This is a genomic window from Hansschlegelia zhihuaiae (assembly GCF_004103825.1).
In the GTDB taxonomy this organism is placed as follows: Bacteria; Pseudomonadota; Alphaproteobacteria; order Rhizobiales; family Methylopilaceae; genus Methylopila; species Methylopila zhihuaiae.
Window position 1 is genome coordinate 1 of sequence record NZ_RYFI01000009.1, and the last position, 20799, is coordinate 20799.

A 20799-nucleotide genomic window follows, 5' to 3' on the forward strand; every position below is an offset into this window, starting at 1 on the left:
GGCGGGGGGGGGGGCACGGTCATCATTCCGTACTCGCACATGCGGTATTCCTGCCGCCCGTTGGTTGTCCGCCGGCGCTCGGAGGCCAAGCTTTCGGCGTCGCACTCTTGATAGTTTGATCAGCTCAAGCCCTCCACAAAAACTCGCGGCCATTGCGTTTGGCGGCACAGAGGTAGTTGCCTGCCTCCTGCGCCGAATTATCGCATCACGCCGTCGCCGTGCAAGAAACAATGTAATGTATTGAATTATTATGCTGCTTCGCAGCAAGAAAAACATTCAATTTGAGTATGGCACCGCGACATCCTTCACTCCTGAGAAGAGGAGTTTCTTTTGCCACTCGCGTCGCTGCAAAACTACAAGGCTGCTCGTAGCCTGCGTCTATTTGCATCAGGGCCGCGCAGCATATCTTTATTGTCAGCATTTCAACCGGAGGTGATCATTCGACCGTCATGAGAACACTCGCGGCAATCGGCGGCGGACTTGACGATCCGAACGTCCTTGGACGACACTCGCTCACCGTCGGAGCGGCTTTCAAAATGCAGGCGCGGACGAACAAATGAGCGCGGCAGTCGGGGGATATGCCCATATGGTAGGCGCTGACCTGGCAGACTGGTCACCGGACGAAATTGAAGTCTTGGCCGAGCAGCTTAGGCGCGCCGATACGGCTCAAGCGCTATTGTCGAATTATCTGCTGTTTAACGAAGGCGTTAAGCCCGACCACCTGCGCCGGCTCAACGATGTTTTCTATACGGCCGCCAAGATCGGTCATTACATCTGGCCGACCCAGCTCCGGCAGATGGTCCTGGGCAAGAGGGTTCTCGATTTCGGCTGCGGCGTGACCCTGTACGGCGCGGTGTTCCGCGCGCTCGGCGCGACCGCCTATGTCGGCATCGATCCCCGCGTCGACATGCGGAAGAAGAGCTATCGAAGCCGCCTGTACAAGGGCAGCTACCAGGCGGACGTCTCCCTGACGGACGTCTGCCGCGTCATTCCGCGGTGCGACTACTACCCGTCGAGCGAGTCCGCCTTCCTCGGCCTATTCGACGTCGCCGTGCTGCATTCGGTCACGCAGCATCTCCTCGATATCGAGGCGGCGTTCAGGGAGGTGAGCTCCCTTCTCGGGCCGGGCGGGCAGATCTGGTTCCTGCACGACAATTTCTACGCCTGGGCCGGGCACCATATGGCGCCGCACAGCGTGAAGGCGCTCGATCCGGACAATGCCGACCATGCGATCTATTCGGACTGGCGGCATGTCACCTACAAGCCGGACGACGACCATCCCTTCGTCACCAATCTGAACCGTATCCGGATCGATCAACTTCGATCGATCACCGACAAGTATTTCATTATTGAAGAATGGAACGAGATCGAGGATGGCGCGGACGTCAGGTCGCGGCTCACCGACTCGATCGTCTTCGGCCTGCCCGAGTACACGCGACGCGACCTGCTGGTGCGTCACGTGAAGTGCCTCGCCAAGGTGCGCCCCAGCACGAGCGGCTAGCCACGACATGGCCAGGCCGGACGTGCCGCACCCCCCGAGCCGTTCGCGTCGGGGTCGTCGCGACGAGACGGCTGACGTTGAAAGCGATCGCACCCGTTGGTATGCCCGACCAGTGTTTCAAAGGCGCGTCATTTGCAGTTCACGTTTTGCCGACCTTTTCTCAAGCGTCGGCAGCTGTTTTGGTTTGGTGTGGGCGATCAACGGCCCTACAGAATATGAGGCGTAGGTGGCTTCTTCTCAGACCGCAGCTTCGATCGGCTCAGAGCTGCTTGAGGAGCCCAACTTTGAGGCCGGCAAGTCTTTCCCGCGCTGGAAGGGCACGATCCGCATTTCGGAGAGCTGGTCCGCCTATCTGAATTCCTCGGCTGTCTCCGCCTCCAATTTCATCCTGGTCGGGTCCGGCGGCGTCGCCACCCTGAGATGGGGCCCGGAGGCGAAGAGCGCGCGGCTTTATCAGAGGGTCGACCTGGCGCCGCTTCAAAAAGGCGGCCAGCGCACGCTGCATCTCAGGATCGAAGGGCCGGACGCTGCGCAGCTGATGCCCTCGATCAAGGCGCTGCAGATCCAGCGCATCACGCCTGCGGGCGGCGAGCCGATCTGCGAGTTCAACAATTTCGCCACGAGCGGCGGCGCCGACGGCGGATTCGTGCTGACCGCCCGCGCGTCGCTGCCCCTTTTGAGCCCCGACGAACAGCACCGTCTGTCGATCGAGTTCCGTATCTCGGCCGGCAAAGCGGCGCTCTCGCGGGTGTCGATGACCGCCACCACTGGCGGGAGCGCCGCCGTAGCGCCTCGCGCGGCGAAGACCGCTCGCGCGGAGCGCCCGGCCGCCAAGTCGCCGGCCCTGACGCCGCTTGCGGACGCTCGGCCGACGCTGGCGGTCGTGACGTGGGATCTCGGGCACAATCCGGCGGGTCGCGCATTCGTCCTTGCGGAACTCGCCAAACCTCATTTCCGCGTGGACATCGTGGGCCCGCTGTTTCCGCGGTTCGGCGCCCAGGTCTGGCCGCCCGTCGCCCGATCCGCCGATTTTCCGATCGTCGGCCTTCGCAGCGCCTCCTTCGAAGAGCTGTTCGAGCAGGCGCTCGGCCTCGCCGATGTCAAGGCTTACGATTATGTCTGCATCTGCAAGCCGCGGCTGCCGGCCGTCCTGATCGGGACGATCCTTGCGGCGCGCACGAACGCCAAGATCCTCGTCGACATCGACGAGGACGAACTGGCTTTCTTCGAGAACGCCTCGGAGCTTGACCTGGGCGCGGCGCTTGAGGCGGCGGCGCAAGACCCTGCGGACGCCGCCCTTCCTTTCGGCAGGTCGTGGACCGGGCTCGCGCTCCACATGATCCGCGCCCTCCCCTTCGTCACGGTCTCCAACGAGGCGCTCCAGCGCAGGTTCGACGGCCTCATCGTGCGCCATGCGCGGGACGAGCAGACGTTCTCGCCGACCGCCGCCGTCCGGGAGGCTGCGCGCGCCGAGCTCGGCCTCGCCGAGGCGGACCGGGCGATCCTCTTCATCGGCACGCCGCGGGCTCATAAGGGACTCCTGCAGATCGCGCGCGTCCTGGAGGAGTTGGCGGATCCCCGACTGGTCCTGGTGGTGGTGGGAAGCTTCCGGGACGAGAGCCTCGCCCGGCTCCTTCGGGAACTCAGCAATGCAAGGGTGATCCTGCTCGAGGACCAGCCGTTGCGGCGGCTTCCGCAGCTGATCCAGGCCGCCGACGTCGTGCCCGCTCTGCTCGACGCGTCACGGCCGATCAGCCAGACGCAGATGCCCGCGAAGGTCACCGACGCCCTGGCCGCGGGCGCCCAGGTCATCGCGAGCCCGATCCCCCCGCTCGAAGGGCTGATCGCCCGAGGGCTCGTCATCGGCGTCAAGGACGACGACGACCTGAAGACTTTTTTGAGGTCATTCGCCGAGCAGGCCGACGAAGCGAGCCAGGATCGCGCGTTCAACGCGCGTCGTCGCGAGTTCCTCGGCGAGTACAGCTATTCGGTGAACGCTTCGCGGTTTCGGCTGGCGACGAGCGCCGCCAACGGCCATCGGTTCGATGAGACCATCGCAGGCCTCGCCAAGAGCCTGATCACGGTCGCCGAGGCGCAAGCCGTCCCGTCGCCGACCGTCAAGCGCCTTCGCGATCTGGGCAGGCGGCGCAAGCAAGGCGCGCAGACCGACCAACCGCTCCGCGAACTCGGCGCCCTCGGAGACGCCGGTCCGTCCGTGAACTGGGTGATCGGGCCGGACAGCAACATCGAGTGGGCCTATGGCAACAACGCCAAGCGGCTCTCGATCGAGCTGCCGGGCTGGGAGCACCATCTCGCCGGAACCGCGCCCAGCGACCTCGCGGTCTATTTCGACGCGATCGTCGCGGAACGCTACCCGCAGCAGAGCCTCGCCAGCGTCCTGCGCGTCGGCGGCCCGCGGCCGCTCGACCGGCTCTATGGCGACGACGTCTCGAAGCTCGAGCGCGGCCTCTCGAAATTCGACGCGGTGATCACCCTGAACGCCGCGCTGCAGCGTCGCGTCTCCGAGGTTCACGCCAACGCCTGGGTGATCCCGAACGGCCTCGACCTCACGCTCTGGTCGCCGGAGAACCTGATCCCGGCCGAAAGGCCGTTCACCATCGGCTTCGCGGCGAGCGCCGCGTCGAGCGCGGAGCGCCTGGTCAAGGGCCTCGATCACGTGCTGGAGGCGGCGGCGCTTACGGACACGCCGCTTCGCCGCGCCCACAAGGGCGCCGAGCAGGTGAAGCATGACGCCATGATCACGAGCTTCTACTCGGAGATCGACGTCCTGGTGCATCCGGTCGCGCCGGGCCGGGAGGGCTGCTCGAACGTCATCATGGAGGCGTTGTCGCTGGGGATCCCTGTCATCACCACGGACAACGCCGGCTATCACAGCGAATTCCTGACAGACGGACAGGACGTCCTGTTCTGCGTCCAGGATGCGCGGAGCGTCGCCGAAAAGGTGCTGATGCTGCGCGAGTCGCCGGACCTCCGAAGCCGGATCGGCGCAGCGGGCCGTCGCTTCGCCGAACGGAACCACGACATCAAGCTGATCGCAGCCCAGTACAGGGAGGTGATGCGGTCGGCGCTCGCCGATGCGCTCTCGCGGCGCTCCGAGCAGACCGTCGCGTTCCTGCCGTTCTGGAAGCCCGCCCCCAAATTCGCGTCGTCGCGGCTCCGCGCGGAGTTCCCTTCGGCGATCGTCCAGAAGCAACCGACGAACGCCCAGGTGGTTCCCGACGAGGCGACCGCGGACATCGCCGTCGTGGTGCAGTCCGCCGAGGATCCGACCTATCAGCGCATCGCGCAGGATCGCGGCCAGTTTCTGATCTACGACGTCTGCGATCGCTATTTCGAGAACGCCAAGACCTTCCGCACGCCGACGGGCGAGGTCGACTCGCTGGCGCGGTTCCATCAGCTCGCCGAGCGCGCGAACCTGCTGATCGCACCGACCACCGAGCTGAAGGCGGAGCTCGCGGTCCGGTTTCCGTCAAAGCCGGTCTATTACGTCCCGGAGGCCATCGACTATTCGCGGGCGCTCCACCCCGTCACGCCGGCGTCGAAGCAGGTCCTGTGGTTCGGGTCGCCGCAGCGCGGAAATTTCGATTCGGCGAAATGGCTGCTCGACCATCTCAGGACGGAGCATGACTACGCCGTCCAGATCATCAGCCGGAAGAGCTATTTCTCGCGGATGCCGGTCTATGGCGAGTGCGCCGAGGACTGGTCGATCGACAGCTTCGTCGACAAGCTGAAGCAGGCGTCGATCTGCGTGGTGACGCACGCGCTCGACGAGGAGACGAAAAGCCCGAACAGATTCGTGACGGCTGTCGCTCACGGCGTTCCGACGATCGTGTCGCAGTCGCGGCCCTGCGAGGAGATCCTCAAGGCGGCCGGATGCGACTGGGCGATCGTGCAGTCTCCGGCGGAGCTGTCTGAGGCGGTGCGTCGGCTCGAAGATCCCGCCGAGCGCGCGCAATACGTCCGGGCGGTCCAGGGCGCGATTGACCAACGTCACGGCGACGGGGCGGTGCGCCGCGCCTATGCCCGGCTGTTCAACCAGCTGACCTATCGGTCGGCGCAATCCCGCGCGAGGAACGTCGCGTTCGTGACGCACAATCTGAACTTCGGCGAGGGCGCCCCGAAGAGCCTGTTCGAGCTTGCGATCGGCCTCAGGGAGCTCGGCGCGGTCAACCCTTACGTCTATTGCGCCGCGCGGGGCGAACTGGAGCGGCTCTATCAGGAGGAAGGCGTCAGCGTGTCGACGTTCTCGTCGGCGTACCGTCCGCCGATGCGCACGCTCAATCAGCGCTTTCCGGAAGTCCGCGAGGCGTTCCAGAAGTACCTCAGGGACAACCACATCGAATATGTGCTCGCGAACACGATCAAGAGCGCGCCCTACGCGCTCTTCGCCAAGGAGGTCGGCGTTCCGTCCTCGATCATCATCCGCGAGAGCTTCGTGGGCGACGACCGCTACGAATATTACAGCGACGAGGCGGCGCGGGCGGCCAAGCGGGGGCTGCTCGAGGCGGACAACATCGTCTTCGTGTCGCAGAACACGATGACGCTGTGGGCCGACGAGCCGATGAGCCCGAGCGTCAGGCTGATCAAGAACGGCGTGAACCCCGCCTCGTTCTCGGCCGCCCTGGCGCGCTCGCAAGCCTCGGCCCGAGAGGCGCTCGGGCTTGCGGACCACGACGTCATCGCCGTCTGCGTCGGGACCATCAACGACCGCAAGGGCCAGAAAGAGCTCGCGCGGTGGTATGTCGAGCTTCCGCCCGACATCAAATCCCGGCTGACCATTCTGTTCGTGGGCGCCACGGAAGGACGCGGGCTCAACGACTTTATGGAGCTGCGCTCCGGTCTCGACCCGGCCGACCAGGACAGGCTCCTCGTGATCTCCACGACGCCGGACATCGGCCTCTATTTCCGGGCCTCCGACATGTTCCTGATGAACTCCTCGCAGGAGAGCTATCCCCGTTCGACGATGGAAGGTTTGCTGTTCGGCCTGCCGGTCGTCTCCACGCCGGTCTTCGGCGTGCTCGAGCAGCTGAACGACGGCGAGAACGGCTTCATCTACGACTTCAACGACGGCGTCCGCTGGAGCGAACGGGTGGCGAGCCTTGTCACCGACGACCGCCGCCGCGCCAATATGTCCGCGGAAGCGGCGCGCTCTTTCTGGCGGCTTACGACACACGCCGAAATGCTGCATGAATACAGATGCATCATAAACCCTTAGGCCAGACGCGGCGTGGCGTCGCATTTGTTGTTCTATACAGACGGCAGTGAAATGAAGTACTTTTTGGCGTCCGTTATGGCAAACCGCGATGATGATGCGCTTGCCAAACACCTGACCGGTCTGCATAGTGCTTCCTTGATGATTTGGAATTTGGCGGAAGGTAGAATTGATGATGTGACGGCACGTTTTGGACTTCGGGACGCATGCTGTTGAACGTTTCTGACGCGCGCATCGGGTGGGCACATGTCTAATTCGGAAATAATATCGGCGCTGCTCGGCGCGGCCGATGGATTCAAGCCGAAGGTCATATTCGACGTTGGGGCCAATATCGGCCAAAGCCTCGTGGAATATCGGAACGCGTTTCCGCAGTGCGGCATTTTCTGCTTTGAGCCCGTCGACGGCAGTTATGAGGGGCTGGTCAAACGCGCCTCAGGCGACGCGTTAACCCGAATTTACAAGTCGGCCCTCGGCAGCCAGGCGGGCCAGGTCGTCATCACGAACAGACGGACGTCGACCGCGAACCGAATTGTCGTCGAGGATGGCCGCCCTTACCGGGAGGGCGAACTCAACACCACAAAGACCATCGACGTCATCACGGGAGACGAGTTCTGCCGCGCCAACGGCGTCGATCACATCGACTTCGTGAAGATCGACACCGAAGGATACGATCTCGAAGTTCTGCACGGCTTCGACGGCATGCTGCGGGAGAAGCGGATCGATTTCGTGCAGACCGAGTGTTCGTTTTCGCCCAATAACCTCGTCCATGTGCCGTATGAAAAGATAGCCGCTCAGCTCTTCCAGTATGGCTATCGTCTGTTTGGTTTCTTCGGCCTGTCCCGTCGGGACGACAGCGTCGGCTCGATCATCCGGAAGGGCGTGCACTACGGAGACGCGCTGTTCGTGCTCGACACCACGCTGGACGGCGCGCAAGGGCTCCAGTCGAGGTCCGCCGACGTCCGCAGCTCGCCGCGGCGCCCTCCGCCACGGCTCCGAATGACGAGGAACATTTACGGAAGAACATTCACGACACTTTCTCCAAGTTTTATACGACAAATAAATGGAAGAACGCGGAAAGCAGGTCGGGTGCGGGGTCGACGATCGAATACACTGCGAATGTCAGAGCCCAGCTGCCACCCTTATGTAAAAAGTACGGCATCGAATCCATGGTGGACGCGCCCTGCGGCGACTTTCACTGGATGAAGGAGGTCGACTTCGGACCCTCCTTTCAATATGTCGGCGGCGACATCGTCGCGGAGATGATAGCCGCGAATAATGCGAAATATGCCTCGCCATCCCGGACGTTTCAGCTGCTGGACGTAATAAACGACCCGTTCCCCAACGTAGATCTTTGGTTCTGCCGAGACCTGTTCTTCCATCTGCCGATTTGGGCGGTCAAGAAATCGATTCTCAATTTTTGCGCAAGCGACGTTAAGTATATTCTGCTGACCACTCATAAGAATGACGGCTTCAAGAACGAAGATACAGACATAATCGGGCGCTTCCGTCGAATTGACCTGTTCTCGCCTCCGTATAATTTCGACCGTGAACCATTAGAGCGATTTGACGACTACATCCGCCCTTACCCTCCGCGCGAAATGTGCCTGTTCACGCGCGATCAGATCAAAACGTATGTCGGTCGCTGGCAGGGGTGATGCATGGTGCTTAATTTGAAGACGGCGAAAACTGACGACGCCGCGGACCTCTCTGTTTGGAAATCGACCAAGGGACTGAGGTCGGATCCTTTCCTTGTGGTTTCATTTTTTACGAACGACCCGATCTACAGACGCCACATCGAACGCCTTCATAACGGCCTGGAGGAGTTCGGGCTCGAATATGAACTGTTCATGATCGACTCGCTGGGCGGCTGGGAGCTGAATTGCGCTTTCAAGTCGGCGTTCGTCGTCGAACAAATGATGAAGTCAGGTCGGCCGGTGCTATGGCTCGACGCGGATTCGACGCTTGAGAAGCGTCCCACCCTCCTGTTTGAGATAAAGGAGGACTTCGCCGTAAGTCGGGTCAATGGCTCAGTCTTCAACTCCGCGGTCGTGTATTTTTCGAACTCTTCCGCCAGTCTCGACCTCGCAGTCAGATCGGCGTGACAGGTGCAAGGCTGATCCGCTCACCTGGGATCAGACGCATCTTCAGTCAGCGTGGGCGGACAACAGCTATCGAGGGCCTTTGTCGTCCTATTGGCTGCCCAACACGTACGCCCAGATCTTTGATCGTGACGTCGATCATGCCGAGACGGTCATACGGCAGTGGCAAGCCTCGCGCGAGGCCCGTTCCACCAAAATGGCCAGCCAGCTTCGAATATCGAAAGACGGCCAATCCCGGCGGCGTCATTCCACGTCGTGGAGGACCGCGACCGAGTGGTTCTGGATCGAGCGGCCGGTCGACCGCTTCCTCGCCGACGAGGACAAGAATGGCGATAGGTGGCGGGAAAGTCAGATCGCTGAGATCGTAGCCAGCGGCAGCGTCACGGACGTCGGCTGCGGAGCGGGACTTCTGGCGGACTACTGCTCGAAATCCAAATACACGGGGGTGGATTTGAGCCCCAATGCGCTCCTGGCGGCGAAACAGAGGAGGCCGGGCGTGACCTTCCGAATCATGGACTCGGGCTTCGAGCCTCCGATCGCCGATTTTACTGTACTGAACGGAGTGCTCTCGGCCGTAGACTTCGCCGCCCGAGAACGGTTCCTGACAATCGCCGCCCTAAGGGCGAAGAAGGTGATCATCGCGGACGTGTTTGGACCTCCGCAGACGGTGTCCACGAAATCGGATTTTGAGGCGCAGGTCGCGCCGGTGGACGACCTCAAGGCCATGGCGGCCAGCCTCGGGCTGCGCCTGTCGTCGGAGACCAGCCGCCCGGCTCGTCTCGGAGACGCCGAACTCACCGAGAACGTGATGCTGTTCGAAAAAGCGTGATCCTCTCGCTGGAGAGCGCGGGGAGAAGAACCCGGAGGGCGAGAGCTCCAGCGTCAGGGCGCCGACCACCCCCTTCTTGACTGCTTCGCGCCACGCTCGGTGGAGCCGCGGCGCATCGCTTTGTCGAGAAGACCGAGCACGCGGCTGATCGATGCGTCCAAGGCCGGGCCGTCGCGTCGGCCAACAGACACTTTATCGATAAATTGATCCAACTATGCTTGCTGCGATTTGGCGAGTTCACCAGTCATTAACTTAATGTCGATCCGAGTCTATTCGGACTGAACCAAAAAATCTCTGCAACATTTTCTTTATAGGCCGCCGGGCATACTGGCGGCTGCGGAATCATTCCGGCCGCGCTTCTCGGCGCTCATAGACGGATTTCATATGGCTCTCTCACCAGCCAAGGCGAAACTCGCGACCCTGGCCTTCAATCGGTTCGGCCTGGGGGCCAAACCGGGCGGGTTGGCCAAGATTGGCAAGAACCCTCTGAATGCCCTCAAGAGGGAACTGGCGACGCCGGACATCGCTTTGATTCCCAACGAGAACGGCGACCTGCCGGGCTACGCGAAAGCCTGCCAGGAGGGCGTCGCTGCGATCCCCGACATGGCGGAGATCAACCGCGCCAACGAGCTCAAGGCGCGGTTCGCGAAGCATATCGCGGTCGACATCGGCTATGTCGAACGACTGGTGCTCTTCTGGAGCAACCATTTCTCGATGCTCTATTCGAAGTCGACGATCATCAAGTCGACGATCGGTCAGTGGGAGCGCGACGTCGTCCGCAAGCACGTTCTCGGCAAGTTCTCCGACATGCTGGTCCAGACGATCCAGCATCCCGCGATGATCAAATATCTCGACAACGACCGCTCGACTGGTCCGGTCTCGCCGCGCGGAGTCAGCAACAACGAGAACCTGGCGCGCGAGCTGCTCGAGCTCCACACGATGGGCCTCGGCGCCTACACCCAGGACGACGTCCAGGCGCTCGCTTTGATGCTGACCGGCTGGACGTTCCAGCGCGACGCCCAGGCGAGCGACGCCGGGCAGTTCTATTTCCGGCCCGAATGGCATCAGCCCGGTCCGCAGACCTTCCTCGGCAAGAACTATCCGGCCGGCGGGCTGGGGCAAGCGACCGCCGCGCTGGTCACGCTCGCCAAGCGCCCGGAGACCGGCCGGAACATCGCCCGGAAACTGGTGCGCCATTTCATCATGGACGAGCCGACCGACGGCGACGAGGCCAGCATGGTCGCGTTCGAGGCGATGGTGGCCCAACTCGCCAAGGTGTTCATCGACACCGGCGGCGACCTCGCCAAGATGTCGGTCGCCTTGCTCGACCTGCCGGGGGCGTGGGTCGAGACGCCCGGGAAGTTCCGCAGGCCTTACGAGTACCTCGTCGCCCAGATGCGCGCGCTCAACGACTATCGCGCTCTGGACAAGCTTATGAACCCCGAGGGCGACACCGCCACGCGGCTGCTGAAGGGCATGTTCCAGCCGACATGGGGCTGGCCGACGCCGGATGGTTACCCGGACGAGGATCTGCACTGGATGAACCCGAACGCGATGGCGTTCAGGCTCGACGCCGCCCAGCAGGTGGCGCGCACGGTGACCGACGGGCTCGATTTCGACCCCGCGGTCTTCGCCAACAAGCTCTATGGCAAGGCGCTCTCGACCACGACTGCGGAGCGGGTCGCTCATGCCGGCTCGCTGCTCGGCGGGCTCACGATCCTGTTCGTCTCCCCTGAGTTCCAGAAAAGGTAGCCGGCAATGAGCGACATGGACCGCTCTGAAAGGGAGCTGCGCCTGCGCGAGGCCGCGAGCCGCGGCTGCGAAGAGTCCCGACTGGTGCTCTCGCGCCGCGGGATGATGGGGCTGACGGCCGGCCTGTTCTCCTGGGGCTTCATGCCGAAGGTCGCCGAGGCGGCTTCGACCGATCCTCGCCTGCTGGTCGTGATCCTGCGCGGCGGGATGGACGGGCTTTCGGCCGTCGCGCCCTATGGCGAAGGCGGCACCTATACGCTCGCCCGCGGCAGCGACGCGCTCTATCTGCCGCCGAAGAAGCTCATCAAGCTCGCGGACCGCCAATATCCCAAGTTCTTTGGGCTGCACCCGCAGTTCAGGAATTTCGGCAAATGGTATGACGACGGCGACGCCGCGATCGTCCACGCGTGCTGCGTGCCAGTCCGCATCCGCTCGCATTTCGAGGGACAGGACAATCTCGAGAACGGCTATGGCGGCGCGGCGATCGGCTCGGCCGACGGCTGGCTCAACCGTCTGCTCTCGAAGCTCGACAAGGGTCATCCGGTCAAGGCGCGGGGCGCGATCCAGATCGGAGAGGCGCCGCTGATCCTGCAGGGGTCGGAGCCGGTGCTGGGCTGGTCGGCCAGCACCATCCGCCATGTCGAGGACCCGACGCTGTTCCTCATCCGCCAGATGTACGAAGCGGAGGACAGCCAGTTCTCCTCGATGCTCGAGCAGGGCCTGAAGGGCCGCGCGATGGCGGAAGGTGAGACGCAGGATCCGAGCGAGGACACCGACCTCAAGGTCGGCTTCGCGGGCGCAGGCCGTCTGCTCGCTTCCCGCCGTGGTCCGCGGATCGCCGCCCTCTCGATCTCCGGCTACGACACTCACACCTCGCAGGGCGGGCTCGAGGGCGATCTGGCGGAGCTGTTCGCCGAGCTCGACGACGGCCTCGGCTATTTCCGCCGCAATGTCGGGACCGCCTGGAAGAACACAGTGGTGATGATCGTGACCGAGTTCGGCCGGCGCGTTCAGGTCAACGGCAATGACGGCTCCGACCACGGCACCGGCACGGTGGCGATGCTGTGCGGCGGCGCGGTCAACGGAAGGCAGGTCGTGGCCGACTGGCCGGGCCTCGCGCCGGGCGAGCTTCTCGACGGTCGCGACCTCAAGGCCACCATCGATCTGCGTTCGGTCTTCAAGGGCGTGCTGCGCGATCATTTCAGCATCAGCGAAACGATGCTCGCCGAGGTCTTCCCGCCGAAGGACTTCAACGACATCGCGAACTCCGCCCCGCTGAACGGCCTGATCAAGGGCTGAGACGCGAGACCGTCTCCGGTCTCACCGAGAGCCGCCGGCCAGCAGGGTCGGCGGCTCTCGCGCGTTTGCGGCCCAGCGCATGACCGGCGCGGAGACGCATGCGCTCTCAGGCTCGCACCGAAGTGACCCGATCGCAGCCGTCGGCCGACGGCGCGACGTTCGTCAACATCTATACTTGGAGGCCGCGGCGCCATAAGCAGTGAGCGCTCCCGTGGCCGCGTCTATACTTGTTCGAATTGGAATAATTATGAAGATCGAGCATCCGTCCCGGCGCCGGATCGCTGCAGCGCTGCTGGCGGCGCCCGCGCTCCTTGTGCTCGCCCGCGCCGCGGCCGCCGTCGAGGTCGGGCGCGCGCGGCGCATCGTCTCGCTCGGCGGCGCGGCGACCGAGATCCTCTATGCGCTCGGCTGCGGCGAGCGCGTCGTGGCCGTCGACCTGACCTCGCGCTTTCCGGACTCCGTGCGGAACAAGCCCAATGTCGGCTATTACCGCGCGATCTCGGCCGAGGGCGTGCTGGCTCTCGGACCGGACATGATCATTGCTTCCGACGGCGCGGGTCCCAAGGAGGCGATCGACGTGCTGAAGGCGGCCGCGGTCGGGCTGCTGTCGCTCCCGGAGATCAAGACGCAGGCCGACATTCCGGCCCGCATCCGCACCGTGGCGGAGGCCGTCGGCGAGAGCGGGCGCGGGACGCAAGTCGCCGACGCGGTCGCGGCCGACCTTGCGAGCCTTCGGGGCGACCTCGGCCGGCTTCCCCGCAGGCGCTCGACGCTCGTGCTGCTCGGGCCGTCGCGCGGCAGCGCGCTGATGGCGGCCGGCGCCGGATCGACCGGCGCCTTCGCGCTCGAACTCGCGGGCGCCGACAACGCAGCCGCCGCCATGTCCGGCTGGAAGCCGCTCACCGACGAGGCCGCCTATGGCATGGCCCCGGAGGCGATCGTGGTGCTGGCGACGAGCGCGCCGGTCACCGCCGAGGACATCGCGGCGCGCCCGGCGCTCGCCGGCTCGCCGGCCGTGAAGGAGGGCCGCGTCGTCATCGCCGACGCGCTGGCGACCATCGGCTTCGGCCCGCGCGCCGCCCACGCCGCGCGCATCGTCGCCGAGCGGATCTATCCGGAGCAGAGCTTCGCGCCGCTGCCCGCGCGGCCCTGGACCGCGTGACCATGCCGTCTTCGGTCCCCGGCTCGACGTCCGCCAAGTGACCCGTAGCCTCGGAGTGATCGGCGCGGCGGCGCTGCTCGCCGTGGCGGCCGCGGCGTCGCTCGCGATCGGCCCGGTCCAGATCGGGCCGCAGCGCATCATCGAGGTCGCGGCCGCGGCGTATCAGGCCGGCGGTCGCGCGGGCCTGCCGCCCGACATGATCCGTGACGCCGCGATCCTCGCCGACATCCGCGCGCCGCGCACGCTGGTGGGCGCGATGGTCGGGGCCGCGATGGCGCTCGCGGGCGCAGTCATGCAGGGCATGTTCCGCAACCCGCTCGCCGATCCCGGCCTTGTCGGCGTGTCCTCGGGCGCGGCGCTCGCCGCGGTCTGCTGGATCGTGCTCGGCGAGGGCGTCATCGCCCACCTTTCCCCGGGCGCGGCCGCGCTTGGATTGCCTATCGCAGCGTTCTTCGGGGGCCTGCTGACGACGCTGCTGCTCGCCCGGATCGCGATGCGCGACGGCCGCACCGAGATCGCCGTGATGCTGCTCGCCGGCGTCGCGCTCGGGGCGCTCGCGAGCGCCGGAACCGGCCTGCTGGTCTTCATGGCGCGCGACGACCAGCTCCGCACCTTCCTGTTCTGGACGCTCGGCAGCCTCGGCGGCGCGACCTGGACCAAGGCCTGGCTCGCCGCGCCCTTCGTGCTGGCCCTGATCGCGGCCGCGCCGTTCCTCGCCCGCGGCCTCGACGCCGTGGCGCTCGGCGAGCGCGCCGCCTTCCACGCCGGGACCGACGTCGAGCGGCTGAAGCGCGTCGCGGTGATCGGCGTCGCGGCCGCGACCGCGGCGGCGGTCGCGAGCGCCGGGGCGATCGGCTTCGTGGGACTTGCGGCCCCGCATCTCGTGCGACTCGCGATCGGCCCGGCGCACCGCGCGCTGCTGCCGGCCTCGGCGCTGCTCGGCGCCGCCCTGCTGCTGCTCTCCGACGTCGCGGCCCGCACGGTCGCGGCCCCCGCAGAACTTCCGATCGGCGTCGTCACCGCGGCTTTCGGCGCGCCCTTCTTCCTGTGGCTGCTGATGCGCCGGCGCGGACGCATGGTCGGATGAGCGCGCTTCGCGCAGCGGCGGTCTCGGTCGGGCTCGGCGGCCGCCTCGTCGTGCGCGAGGCGACGCTCGAGGTCGCGCCGGGGCGGGTCACGGTGCTGATCGGGCCGAACGGCGCGGGCAAGTCGTCGCTGCTCTCCGCGCTCGCGGGCGACCTCGCGCCCGTAGCGGGCGAGGCGACGCTCGACGGCGCGGCGCTCTCGTCCTTCAAGCCGGCCGCGCTCGCGCGGCGGCGCGCGGTGCTGGCGCAGTCGACCGGGCTCGCCTTCCCCTTCACGGTCGACGAGGTGGCGAGGCTCGGACTTCCGGCCGGACTGCCGCGGGACGAGGCCGACTCCGTGGTGGCCGAGGCGCTCGCCGCCGTCGACCTCCGGGGCTACGAATCGCGCGTCGCGACCGAGCTCTCGGGCGGCGAACGGCAGCGCGCCCAGATCGCGCGCGTGCTCGCCCAGCTCTCGGCCGCGCCGGACGGCAGGCCGCGCTACCTGCTGCTCGACGAGCCGATCGCCGGCCTCGACCTCGCCCACCAGCTCGCGACGCTCGAGCTCGCGCGCCGGCACGCGGAGGCCGGCGGCGGGGTGCTGGCCGTGCTGCACGACGTCAACCTCGCGGCGATGGCGGCCGACGAGATCGTCGCCATGAAGGACGGCCGGATCGTCGCCGTCGGCCCGCCAACGGCGGTGCTGACCGACGAGACCGTGCGACAGGTCTACGATGTCGAAGCCAGCGTCGGGGTCGCTCCGCCCGGACCCTTCCTGCTCCCCCAGACCGCCCGGCCGATCGCGCGGGCGTGACGCCGAACAGTCTATGGCGGATCGCAACCCGCGCCTGCTAAGCTGTTCGACGCGGAGGAGAAACGTTCCCCGGTGGGGCGTCCGGTCTTCAAAACCGGGAGGGGCCGCGGATGCGGTCTTTGGTGGGTTCGACTCCCACTCTCTTCCACCAGTCCGGCGAGCCTCCGCGCGTCTTCGCCCAAAAACCGATTGCCCGGCGGAGCGGGCCGCGCGAGCTTGCCCCCTGTCAGGATTCCACGTCCTTCCGAAAAGCATGAGCCGTCAGATGCGCGCCCGCCAGTTCCTCAGCCCCATCGTCCTGGCCGTGCTCGGAGGGCTCGGCTTGGCCGGCGCGGCGCACGCCCAGCAGCCGCCGAAACGCGCGCCCGGGTTGTGGGAGACCATGACCATCACCAATGCGGGCCGCTCCGGCGCGAAGGAATGCATCGACGCCGCGACCGACCGGCTGGTCCTGCAGCTCACCTCGGTGCTGACCTGCCGCAACACCGACTTCAAGCGCACCGCAGACGGCTTCCAGGCCGGCGCCGTCTGCTCCTCGGGCGGCCTGTCGGTCGACAACCGAATCACGGTGACAGGCGATTTCGAGACCTGGGCGCGCGCCGAGGCGCTCACCACCATGAGCGGACTCGGCGTCAGCGCCGACGGCGGCGGGGCGCGCACCTTCTCGACCGCGATCGAGACCCGACGGATCGGCGACTGCGAGCCCGGCCAGATCCCCGGCGACCTGATCCTGCCGAACGGCAAGACGGTGCATGTGAACCCCTCGCGGGCGCGCTGAGGCGGCTCACCGCATCGCGCGGCTCGCGACCGCGCCGGCGTAGACCACCGCCGCGCAGCCGATCGGGAAGACGATCTCGTTGATCGCGGTCGCGGCGAGCTCCGCTGCGGCGGCGCCCGCCCCGCTCTTCAGCGCCAGCACGCCGGCGCCGAACACGAGGCCGACGGCTGCGCCCGCGCCGAGATAGGGTCCGGCCGTCTCGGCCCCGCGGCGGGCGAGGCTCGCGAGCAGGAAGCCGAGCAGGCCGTATTCGACGGCCTTGACCGCCGAGATCGCGACCAGCGACGCGGCCGCAGGCTTGCCCACGACGCCGATCGCGGCGGTCATCACCTGGTTCGCGGCCTTGGCGGCCGCGACCGCGAGCGGGGCGAACAGCGCCGCGATCAGACCCGCGGCGATCGCGGGCGCGCGGGAGATCGAGACGCCGATCGCGGCCCCGGCGCACACCACGGTCGCCCATGCGACGCCGGCGGCCGCGTCCGCGAGGACGCCCGCCAGGGACGGTTCGCCGCCCGCCAGGATCTTGGCGGCCAGCACAAGCGCCTGGACGCCGACGCCGAGCAGGATCGCGAGCGCCGCCACCGTTCCGATCCGGGCGAGCGCGGAGCGTCCGTCTTCGACGGCGGTCGGCGTCTCCATCGGCGGGTCCATTGCCGGGCTCCTCCGCGCGGCTCGCCTGATCGGCGGCGGGGCGGAGATTAGCGCCGCGCGCTCGCCGCGTCAGCGGGCCTGGTCGCGCGCCTCCTCGGCGTAGAGCGTCCGGGTCGCCCGGTCCGCGGCGGCGCGCTCCTCCTCGCTCGGCTCGCGCTCGCGCACCATCGACATGGCGAGCGAGCCGCCGAGCGCCGTGACCCCGACCACCGCCATGAGGATCCAGAACAATCCGCCGTCTTCCATCATCAAGCACTCCACCGCCACGCGCCGCCTGCCCGAAAAATCCGGACGGCGGCAGACCCAATCGTTCGCGCGCAACGGGACGTCCGTCGTCGCTTCCGGCGATCAAAGGGAGGAAGCCGCATCCCCCGGCGCACGAATCAGGAGACTAGCGGCGAGGTTTGACGATCGAGGGGCGCCGGCGCGGCGGTTCGGCCGCTATAAGGCGCCGGACGCGTCACAGAACTTAAAGGGAGCAGACATGATCCGCCTCGCACTCGCGGCCCTCGCGGGCCTCACGCTCGCGGCCGCCATTCCGGCCGCCGCCGCCGAGACGAAAAGCGGCCCCAACGGGCTGAAATATCAGGATACGGTCGTGGGCGAGGGCGCCGAGGCCAAGGCCGGTCAGTCGGTCGAGGTCCATTACACCGGCTGGCTCGACCAGGGCGGCAAGAAGGGGACGAAGTTCGATTCCTCGGTCGACCGAAACGAGCCGTTCTCGTTCCGGCTCGGCGGCGGCGAGGTGATCCAGGGCTGGGACCTCGGCTTCGCGGGCATGAAGGTCGGCGGCAAGCGCACGCTGATCATCCCGGCGACGCTCGGCTACGGCGCTCAAGGAGCGGGCGGCGTCATCCCGCCCAACGCCACGCTGATCTTCGACGTCGAGCTGCTCGGCGTGAAGTGAGCCTCAGGCCCTAAGCGCCACGAACCTCAGGCCACGGAACGCCAGGTTCGAGACCGCGCCGGCGACCAGCGAGCCGAACCAGGCGACGACCGCGATCAGATGGCCGACCAAAAACTCGGCCAGCCGGATCGTGGCGCGGAAGGCCCTCAGGCTCGCGCGTCCGATCAGCTCCGCGACGGCGCGCGAGCGCGCGCCGAAGCGCTGGGCGAAGGAGCGCAGTTCCGGCAGCTCGTCGACCGAGCGGACATATTTCATCAGCCGGACGGTCTCGGTGGTCCCGACCGTCCGGCCAACGGCTCTGAGCTCTGTCGCCGCGCCGGAGAGCGCCGAGAGGCCCTTCGCGCCGGCGGCCGCCTCGTCGCCGCCCCGGGCCGCCGTCCGGCCGATCCGCCGGCCGAGATCGGCGGCGAACTCGGCGGTCATCAGGCCGGTGCGCCGCGCGGCCTTCATCACTGAGAGGCCGAAGCGCGCCGGCGCGGCCCCGCCGACGGTGGCGTAGGTCGCAGCCGTCGCCGCGACGCCGGCGGCCGCCAGCCCGAGGATCAGCGCGCTGTGCTCCTCGCCGCGCGCCATCTTGGCGCCCTCGCGGGCGATGTCGCGGACGTCGCCGATCACCGTGAGGTCCGATGCGAGCGCGCCCGCGAGCGAGGCCTGGCCGTCGACCTCGCCGGTGGCGAAGCCGCGGGCGGCTCCGCGAAGATTGCGCATTGCGACCGCCGACGGCGCCTCGGCCGCGGCGAGCCGCGCGAGCGTCTCCGTCGACAAAGGTCGGCCGAGTTCCTCCCCGAGATCGGCGAGGCCACGCGCGAGCGCGACGTCCTCACCGTCGAGCGCGGTCCTCGCGCGCGCCTCGAGCGCCTCGGCGCTACCCGCCTCGGCGAGCCCGCGCTGGATCGCGACCTCAAGCGGGACCGTGTAGCCGAAATCAGCGGCGAGCCCGACGCCGACGACCGCGACCGACGCCGCGAGCGCGACGCGGCAGCCGCGGGCCGTCCAGTCGATCGCCCTCGCGGCCCGAGCGCCCATTAGGGACCCTTGGCCCGCGTCAGCGCGGCGTGGACCTCGAGCCGCTCGGCCCAGCGGTGGATGTCGCGGAGCAGCCGCGCCGCGAGGCCCGGATCCTCGGCGAGCAGCGCGTGGACGAGGTCGCGCGGCGCGACCAGCACCTGGCAGGGCCGGTCGGCGAACACGTCGGTCGGGGCGATCGCCTCGAGCGCGGCGACTCCCGAGACCCAGGCGCCCGGAGCGTCGTCGCGCCAGACCATGGCCTCCGACACGCCCCGCACGAAGCGGCGCATGGTCCAGCGGCCCGACAGCAGGAAATAGAAGTCTTCCGTGGTCTGGGCGCGCGACAGAATCGTCTCGCCCGGCGCGTGCTCGCGCCTCTCCGAGCCCGCGAACAGCTTCTCGCGCGTCGCCTCGGAGAATGAGGCGAAGAAGGGCGGCGGCGCAGAGGTTGGGGCGTTCATCCGGCGGCTCCCGGGACTGGCGTTGGTGCTGAAATGGCCTCGGATTCGGCGTCCGGCAAGCGATGACGGCGGCGGGGTCGTCCCCAATCGATCTGCTCACGACCTCGCGAATCGACGAAAGCCGCCTCGCCGTCGCCACTCATTGGAGTAGTATGGCACGGGGCTCGCCGAAAGGTGCACGCTATGGCAGGCATCGACGAGGGACGTCCGTTCGTACCGCTCGGCATCGCGGTGGTCACGGTTTCGGACACGCGCGGAGCCAGCGAAGACCGCTCGGGAGACACGCTCGCGGCCCGCATCGCGGAGGCCGGCCACCGCGTGTCTGGACGCGCGATCGTGCGCGACGAGCGCGAGGCCCTTAGGGCCGCGGTCTCGGGCTTCGTGGCCGACCCGGCGACCGACGTGGTGCTGACGACCGGCGGCACCGGTTTCACGGGCCGCGACGTCAGCCCGGACGCCATCGAGCCGATGTTCGAGAAGCGGATGGACGGCTTCTCGGCGTTGTTCCACGACTATTCCAAAGGCACGGTCGGGACTTCGACGCTCCAGTCGCGCGCGACCGCCGGCGTCGCGGGCAAGACCTTCGTGTTCGTGCTGCCGGGCTCGACCGGCGCCTGCCGCGACGCCTGGGACGGCGTGCTGAAGGCGCAGCTCGACTACCGCCACAAGCCCTGCAATTTCGTCGAGATTCTGCCGCGGCTCGACGAGCACCTGAAGCGCGGCAAGCTCAGGGCGCGGGCGTGACGCCGCGATGCCCGGAGACCGCTCACGATCCGACCCGTCCGGCTTCCGCTACGAAGCGGACCTGACGGGGCGGGTCAACGGCAAGTCGTTCTACTGGAGGGTTCCCGGCGACATCCGCGCCAGGCAGGAGCTGTTCGCGGCCTTCTCGGGGTCGCTCTGGTTCCCCCGTGACGGCGAGCTCGACTGGGACGCGCTGTTCGAGCGGCTCTGCGACCTCGACTGGATGGCGGACCGCAAGGTCGTGCTGGTGCACGATGCGCTGCCGCGCCTGCCGGACGAGGAGCTTCGCGTCTATCTCACGGTGCTGCGCGACGCCGTGCGGTGGTGGCGCTTCGACGAGCCGCACGAGCTCGAAGTGGTGTTTCCGGAAACCGAGCGCGAACGGATCGAGCGCCTGCTGGCGCCGGTCGAGGATCAGCCGTAGAGGCGCGCCACCAGGCTCGGCGGCACCCGCAGCATCAGCAGGCCGGCGCCGAGCGCCGCCTTCGGGCCGCCGC

At 67.1% G+C, this 20799-nt stretch carries 20 protein-coding genes and 1 tRNA gene; 17 read left to right on the plus strand and 4 right to left on the minus strand.

Annotation, left to right across the window (positions count from 1 at the left end):
• Positions 1 to 556: 556 nt before the first annotated feature.
• The 14 genes from EK403_RS10430 (at position 557) to EK403_RS10490 (ending at position 16531) form a co-directional block, all read left to right on the plus strand.
• Complete coding sequence (locus EK403_RS10430) at positions 557 to 1501, plus strand: class I SAM-dependent methyltransferase (protein WP_128777440.1); 945 nt, start codon at positions 557 to 559, stop codon at positions 1499 to 1501.
• Positions 1502 to 1727: 226 nt separating this feature from the next.
• On the plus strand, positions 1728 to 6737 hold the full coding sequence (locus tag EK403_RS10435; protein ID WP_128777441.1) for a glycosyltransferase: 5010 nt from the start codon (positions 1728 to 1730) through the stop codon (positions 6735 to 6737).
• Between the two features lie 27 nt (positions 6738 to 6764).
• Complete coding sequence (locus EK403_RS10440; protein ID WP_128777442.1) at positions 6765 to 6950, plus strand: hypothetical protein; 186 nt, start codon at positions 6765 to 6767, stop codon at positions 6948 to 6950.
• A 30-nt stretch (positions 6951 to 6980) separates the two neighbouring features.
• Positions 6981 to 7937 carry an FkbM family methyltransferase gene (locus EK403_RS10445; RefSeq protein ID WP_128777443.1) on the plus strand — a complete coding sequence of 319 codons (957 nt, stop codon included), beginning with the start codon at positions 6981 to 6983 and terminating at the stop codon, positions 7935 to 7937.
• Complete coding sequence (locus tag EK403_RS10450; RefSeq protein WP_128777444.1) at positions 7934 to 8389, plus strand: class I SAM-dependent methyltransferase; 456 nt, start codon at positions 7934 to 7936, stop codon at positions 8387 to 8389. Before EK403_RS10445 ends, EK403_RS10450 begins: the two co-directional genes overlap by 4 nt.
• Positions 8390 to 8392: 3 nt before the next feature.
• Positions 8393 to 8836 carry a hypothetical protein gene (locus tag EK403_RS10455; RefSeq protein ID WP_128777445.1) on the plus strand — a complete coding sequence of 148 codons (444 nt, stop codon included), beginning with the start codon at positions 8393 to 8395 and terminating at the stop codon, positions 8834 to 8836.
• A 79-nt stretch (positions 8837 to 8915) separates the two neighbouring features.
• Positions 8916 to 9662, plus strand: coding sequence for a class I SAM-dependent methyltransferase (locus EK403_RS10460; RefSeq protein WP_164919567.1), 747 nt, complete (start codon positions 8916 to 8918; stop codon positions 9660 to 9662).
• Positions 9663 to 10046: 384 nt separating this feature from the next.
• A complete protein-coding gene (locus EK403_RS10465; RefSeq protein WP_128777447.1) occupies positions 10047 to 11414 on the plus strand; it encodes a DUF1800 domain-containing protein in 1368 nt (455 codons plus the stop codon).
• Positions 11415 to 11420: 6 nt separating this feature from the next.
• Complete coding sequence (locus tag EK403_RS10470; RefSeq protein ID WP_128777448.1) at positions 11421 to 12713, plus strand: DUF1501 domain-containing protein; 1293 nt, start codon at positions 11421 to 11423, stop codon at positions 12711 to 12713.
• Positions 12714 to 12960: 247 nt separating this feature from the next.
• The gene (locus EK403_RS10475; protein ID WP_128777449.1) at positions 12961 to 13875 is read left to right on the plus strand and encodes a heme/hemin ABC transporter substrate-binding protein; all 915 of its coding nucleotides are present in this window, start codon (positions 12961 to 12963) and stop codon (positions 13873 to 13875) included.
• 37 nt (positions 13876 to 13912) lie between these two features.
• Positions 13913 to 14962, plus strand: coding sequence for a FecCD family ABC transporter permease (locus EK403_RS10480; protein WP_128777450.1), 1050 nt, complete (start codon positions 13913 to 13915; stop codon positions 14960 to 14962).
• The gene (locus tag EK403_RS10485) at positions 14959 to 15753 is read left to right on the plus strand and encodes a heme ABC transporter ATP-binding protein (protein WP_128777451.1); all 795 of its coding nucleotides are present in this window, start codon (positions 14959 to 14961) and stop codon (positions 15751 to 15753) included. The genes EK403_RS10480 and EK403_RS10485 overlap by 4 nt, the downstream gene beginning before the upstream one ends.
• A 53-nt stretch (positions 15754 to 15806) precedes the next feature.
• A tRNA-Sec gene (locus EK403_RS22345) sits at positions 15807 to 15904 on the plus strand.
• A gap of 114 nt (positions 15905 to 16018) precedes the next feature.
• Positions 16019 to 16531 (plus strand): DUF3617 domain-containing protein, encoded by a 513-nt coding sequence (locus tag EK403_RS10490; RefSeq protein ID WP_128777452.1) that lies wholly within the window; start codon positions 16019 to 16021, stop codon positions 16529 to 16531.
• Between the two features lie 6 nt (positions 16532 to 16537).
• Here the strand turns inward: EK403_RS10490 and EK403_RS10495 are convergent, their stop codons facing one another.
• Both EK403_RS10495 and EK403_RS10500 read right to left on the minus strand, forming a co-directional pair.
• Positions 16538 to 17182 (minus strand): hypothetical protein, encoded by a 645-nt coding sequence (locus tag EK403_RS10495; protein ID WP_128777453.1) that lies wholly within the window; start codon positions 17180 to 17182, stop codon positions 16538 to 16540.
• A gap of 69 nt (positions 17183 to 17251) precedes the next feature.
• Entirely contained in the window at positions 17252 to 17431 is a 180-nt protein-coding gene (locus EK403_RS10500) for a hypothetical protein (protein WP_128777454.1), read from the minus strand.
• A 235-nt stretch (positions 17432 to 17666) separates the two neighbouring features.
• On the opposite strand from EK403_RS10500, the gene EK403_RS10505 reads away from it, so the two are divergent.
• On the plus strand, positions 17667 to 18089 hold the full coding sequence (locus tag EK403_RS10505; RefSeq protein ID WP_128777455.1) for an FKBP-type peptidyl-prolyl cis-trans isomerase: 423 nt from the start codon (positions 17667 to 17669) through the stop codon (positions 18087 to 18089).
• Between the two features lie 3 nt (positions 18090 to 18092).
• Here the strand turns inward: EK403_RS10505 and EK403_RS22350 are convergent, their stop codons facing one another.
• Together EK403_RS22350 and EK403_RS10515 are read right to left on the minus strand one after the other, a co-directional pair.
• A complete protein-coding gene (locus tag EK403_RS22350) occupies positions 18093 to 19115 on the minus strand; it encodes a hypothetical protein (protein ID WP_164919568.1) in 1023 nt (340 codons plus the stop codon).
• The gene (locus EK403_RS10515) at positions 19115 to 19558 is read right to left on the minus strand and encodes a Crp/Fnr family transcriptional regulator (RefSeq protein WP_128777456.1); all 444 of its coding nucleotides are present in this window, start codon (positions 19556 to 19558) and stop codon (positions 19115 to 19117) included. Before EK403_RS10515 ends, EK403_RS22350 begins: the two co-directional genes overlap by 1 nt.
• Before the next feature lie 183 nt (positions 19559 to 19741).
• On the opposite strand from EK403_RS10515, the gene moaB reads away from it, so the two are divergent.
• Both moaB and EK403_RS10525 read left to right on the plus strand, forming a co-directional pair.
• Complete coding sequence (gene moaB / locus EK403_RS10520) at positions 19742 to 20302, plus strand: molybdenum cofactor biosynthesis protein B (RefSeq protein WP_128777457.1); 561 nt, start codon at positions 19742 to 19744, stop codon at positions 20300 to 20302.
• A 7-nt stretch (positions 20303 to 20309) separates the two neighbouring features.
• Positions 20310 to 20726, plus strand: a complete 417-nt coding sequence (locus tag EK403_RS10525) for a barstar family protein (RefSeq protein ID WP_128777458.1) — start codon at positions 20310 to 20312, stop codon at positions 20724 to 20726.
• Positions 20727 to 20799 lie beyond the last annotated feature (73 nt).

Bases quoted from the DNA above. Each gene is read 5' to 3' on its own strand.
- EK403_RS10430 (WP_128777440.1), top strand. From the start codon at position 557: ATGAGCGCGGCAGTCGGGGGATATGCCCATATGGTAGGCGCTGACCTG.
- EK403_RS10445 (WP_128777443.1), top strand. From the start codon at position 6,981: ATGTCTAATTCGGAAATAATATCGGCGCTGCTCGGCGCGGCCGATGGA.
- EK403_RS10450 (WP_128777444.1), top strand. From the start codon at position 7,934: ATGAAGGAGGTCGACTTCGGACCCTCCTTTCAATATGTCGGCGGCGAC.
- EK403_RS10455 (WP_128777445.1), top strand. From the start codon at position 8,393: ATGGTGCTTAATTTGAAGACGGCGAAAACTGACGACGCCGCGGACCTC.
- EK403_RS10465 (WP_128777447.1), top strand. From the start codon at position 10,047: ATGGCTCTCTCACCAGCCAAGGCGAAACTCGCGACCCTGGCCTTCAAT.
- EK403_RS10470 (WP_128777448.1), top strand. From the start codon at position 11,421: ATGAGCGACATGGACCGCTCTGAAAGGGAGCTGCGCCTGCGCGAGGCC.
- EK403_RS10475 (WP_128777449.1), top strand. From the start codon at position 12,961: ATGAAGATCGAGCATCCGTCCCGGCGCCGGATCGCTGCAGCGCTGCTG.
- EK403_RS10485 (WP_128777451.1), top strand. From the start codon at position 14,959: ATGAGCGCGCTTCGCGCAGCGGCGGTCTCGGTCGGGCTCGGCGGCCGC.
- EK403_RS10490 (WP_128777452.1), top strand. From the start codon at position 16,019: ATGCGCGCCCGCCAGTTCCTCAGCCCCATCGTCCTGGCCGTGCTCGGA.
- EK403_RS10495 (WP_128777453.1), bottom strand. From the start codon at position 17,182: ATGGACCCGCCGATGGAGACGCCGACCGCCGTCGAAGACGGACGCTCC.
- EK403_RS10500 (WP_128777454.1), bottom strand. From the start codon at position 17,431: ATGATGGAAGACGGCGGATTGTTCTGGATCCTCATGGCGGTGGTCGGG.
- EK403_RS10505 (WP_128777455.1), top strand. From the start codon at position 17,667: ATGATCCGCCTCGCACTCGCGGCCCTCGCGGGCCTCACGCTCGCGGCC.
- EK403_RS22350 (WP_164919568.1), bottom strand. From the start codon at position 19,115: ATGGGCGCTCGGGCCGCGAGGGCGATCGACTGGACGGCCCGCGGCTGC.
- EK403_RS10515 (WP_128777456.1), bottom strand. From the start codon at position 19,558: ATGAACGCCCCAACCTCTGCGCCGCCGCCCTTCTTCGCCTCATTCTCC.
- moaB (WP_128777457.1), top strand. From the start codon at position 19,742: ATGGCAGGCATCGACGAGGGACGTCCGTTCGTACCGCTCGGCATCGCG.
- EK403_RS10525 (WP_128777458.1), top strand. From the start codon at position 20,310: ATGCCCGGAGACCGCTCACGATCCGACCCGTCCGGCTTCCGCTACGAA.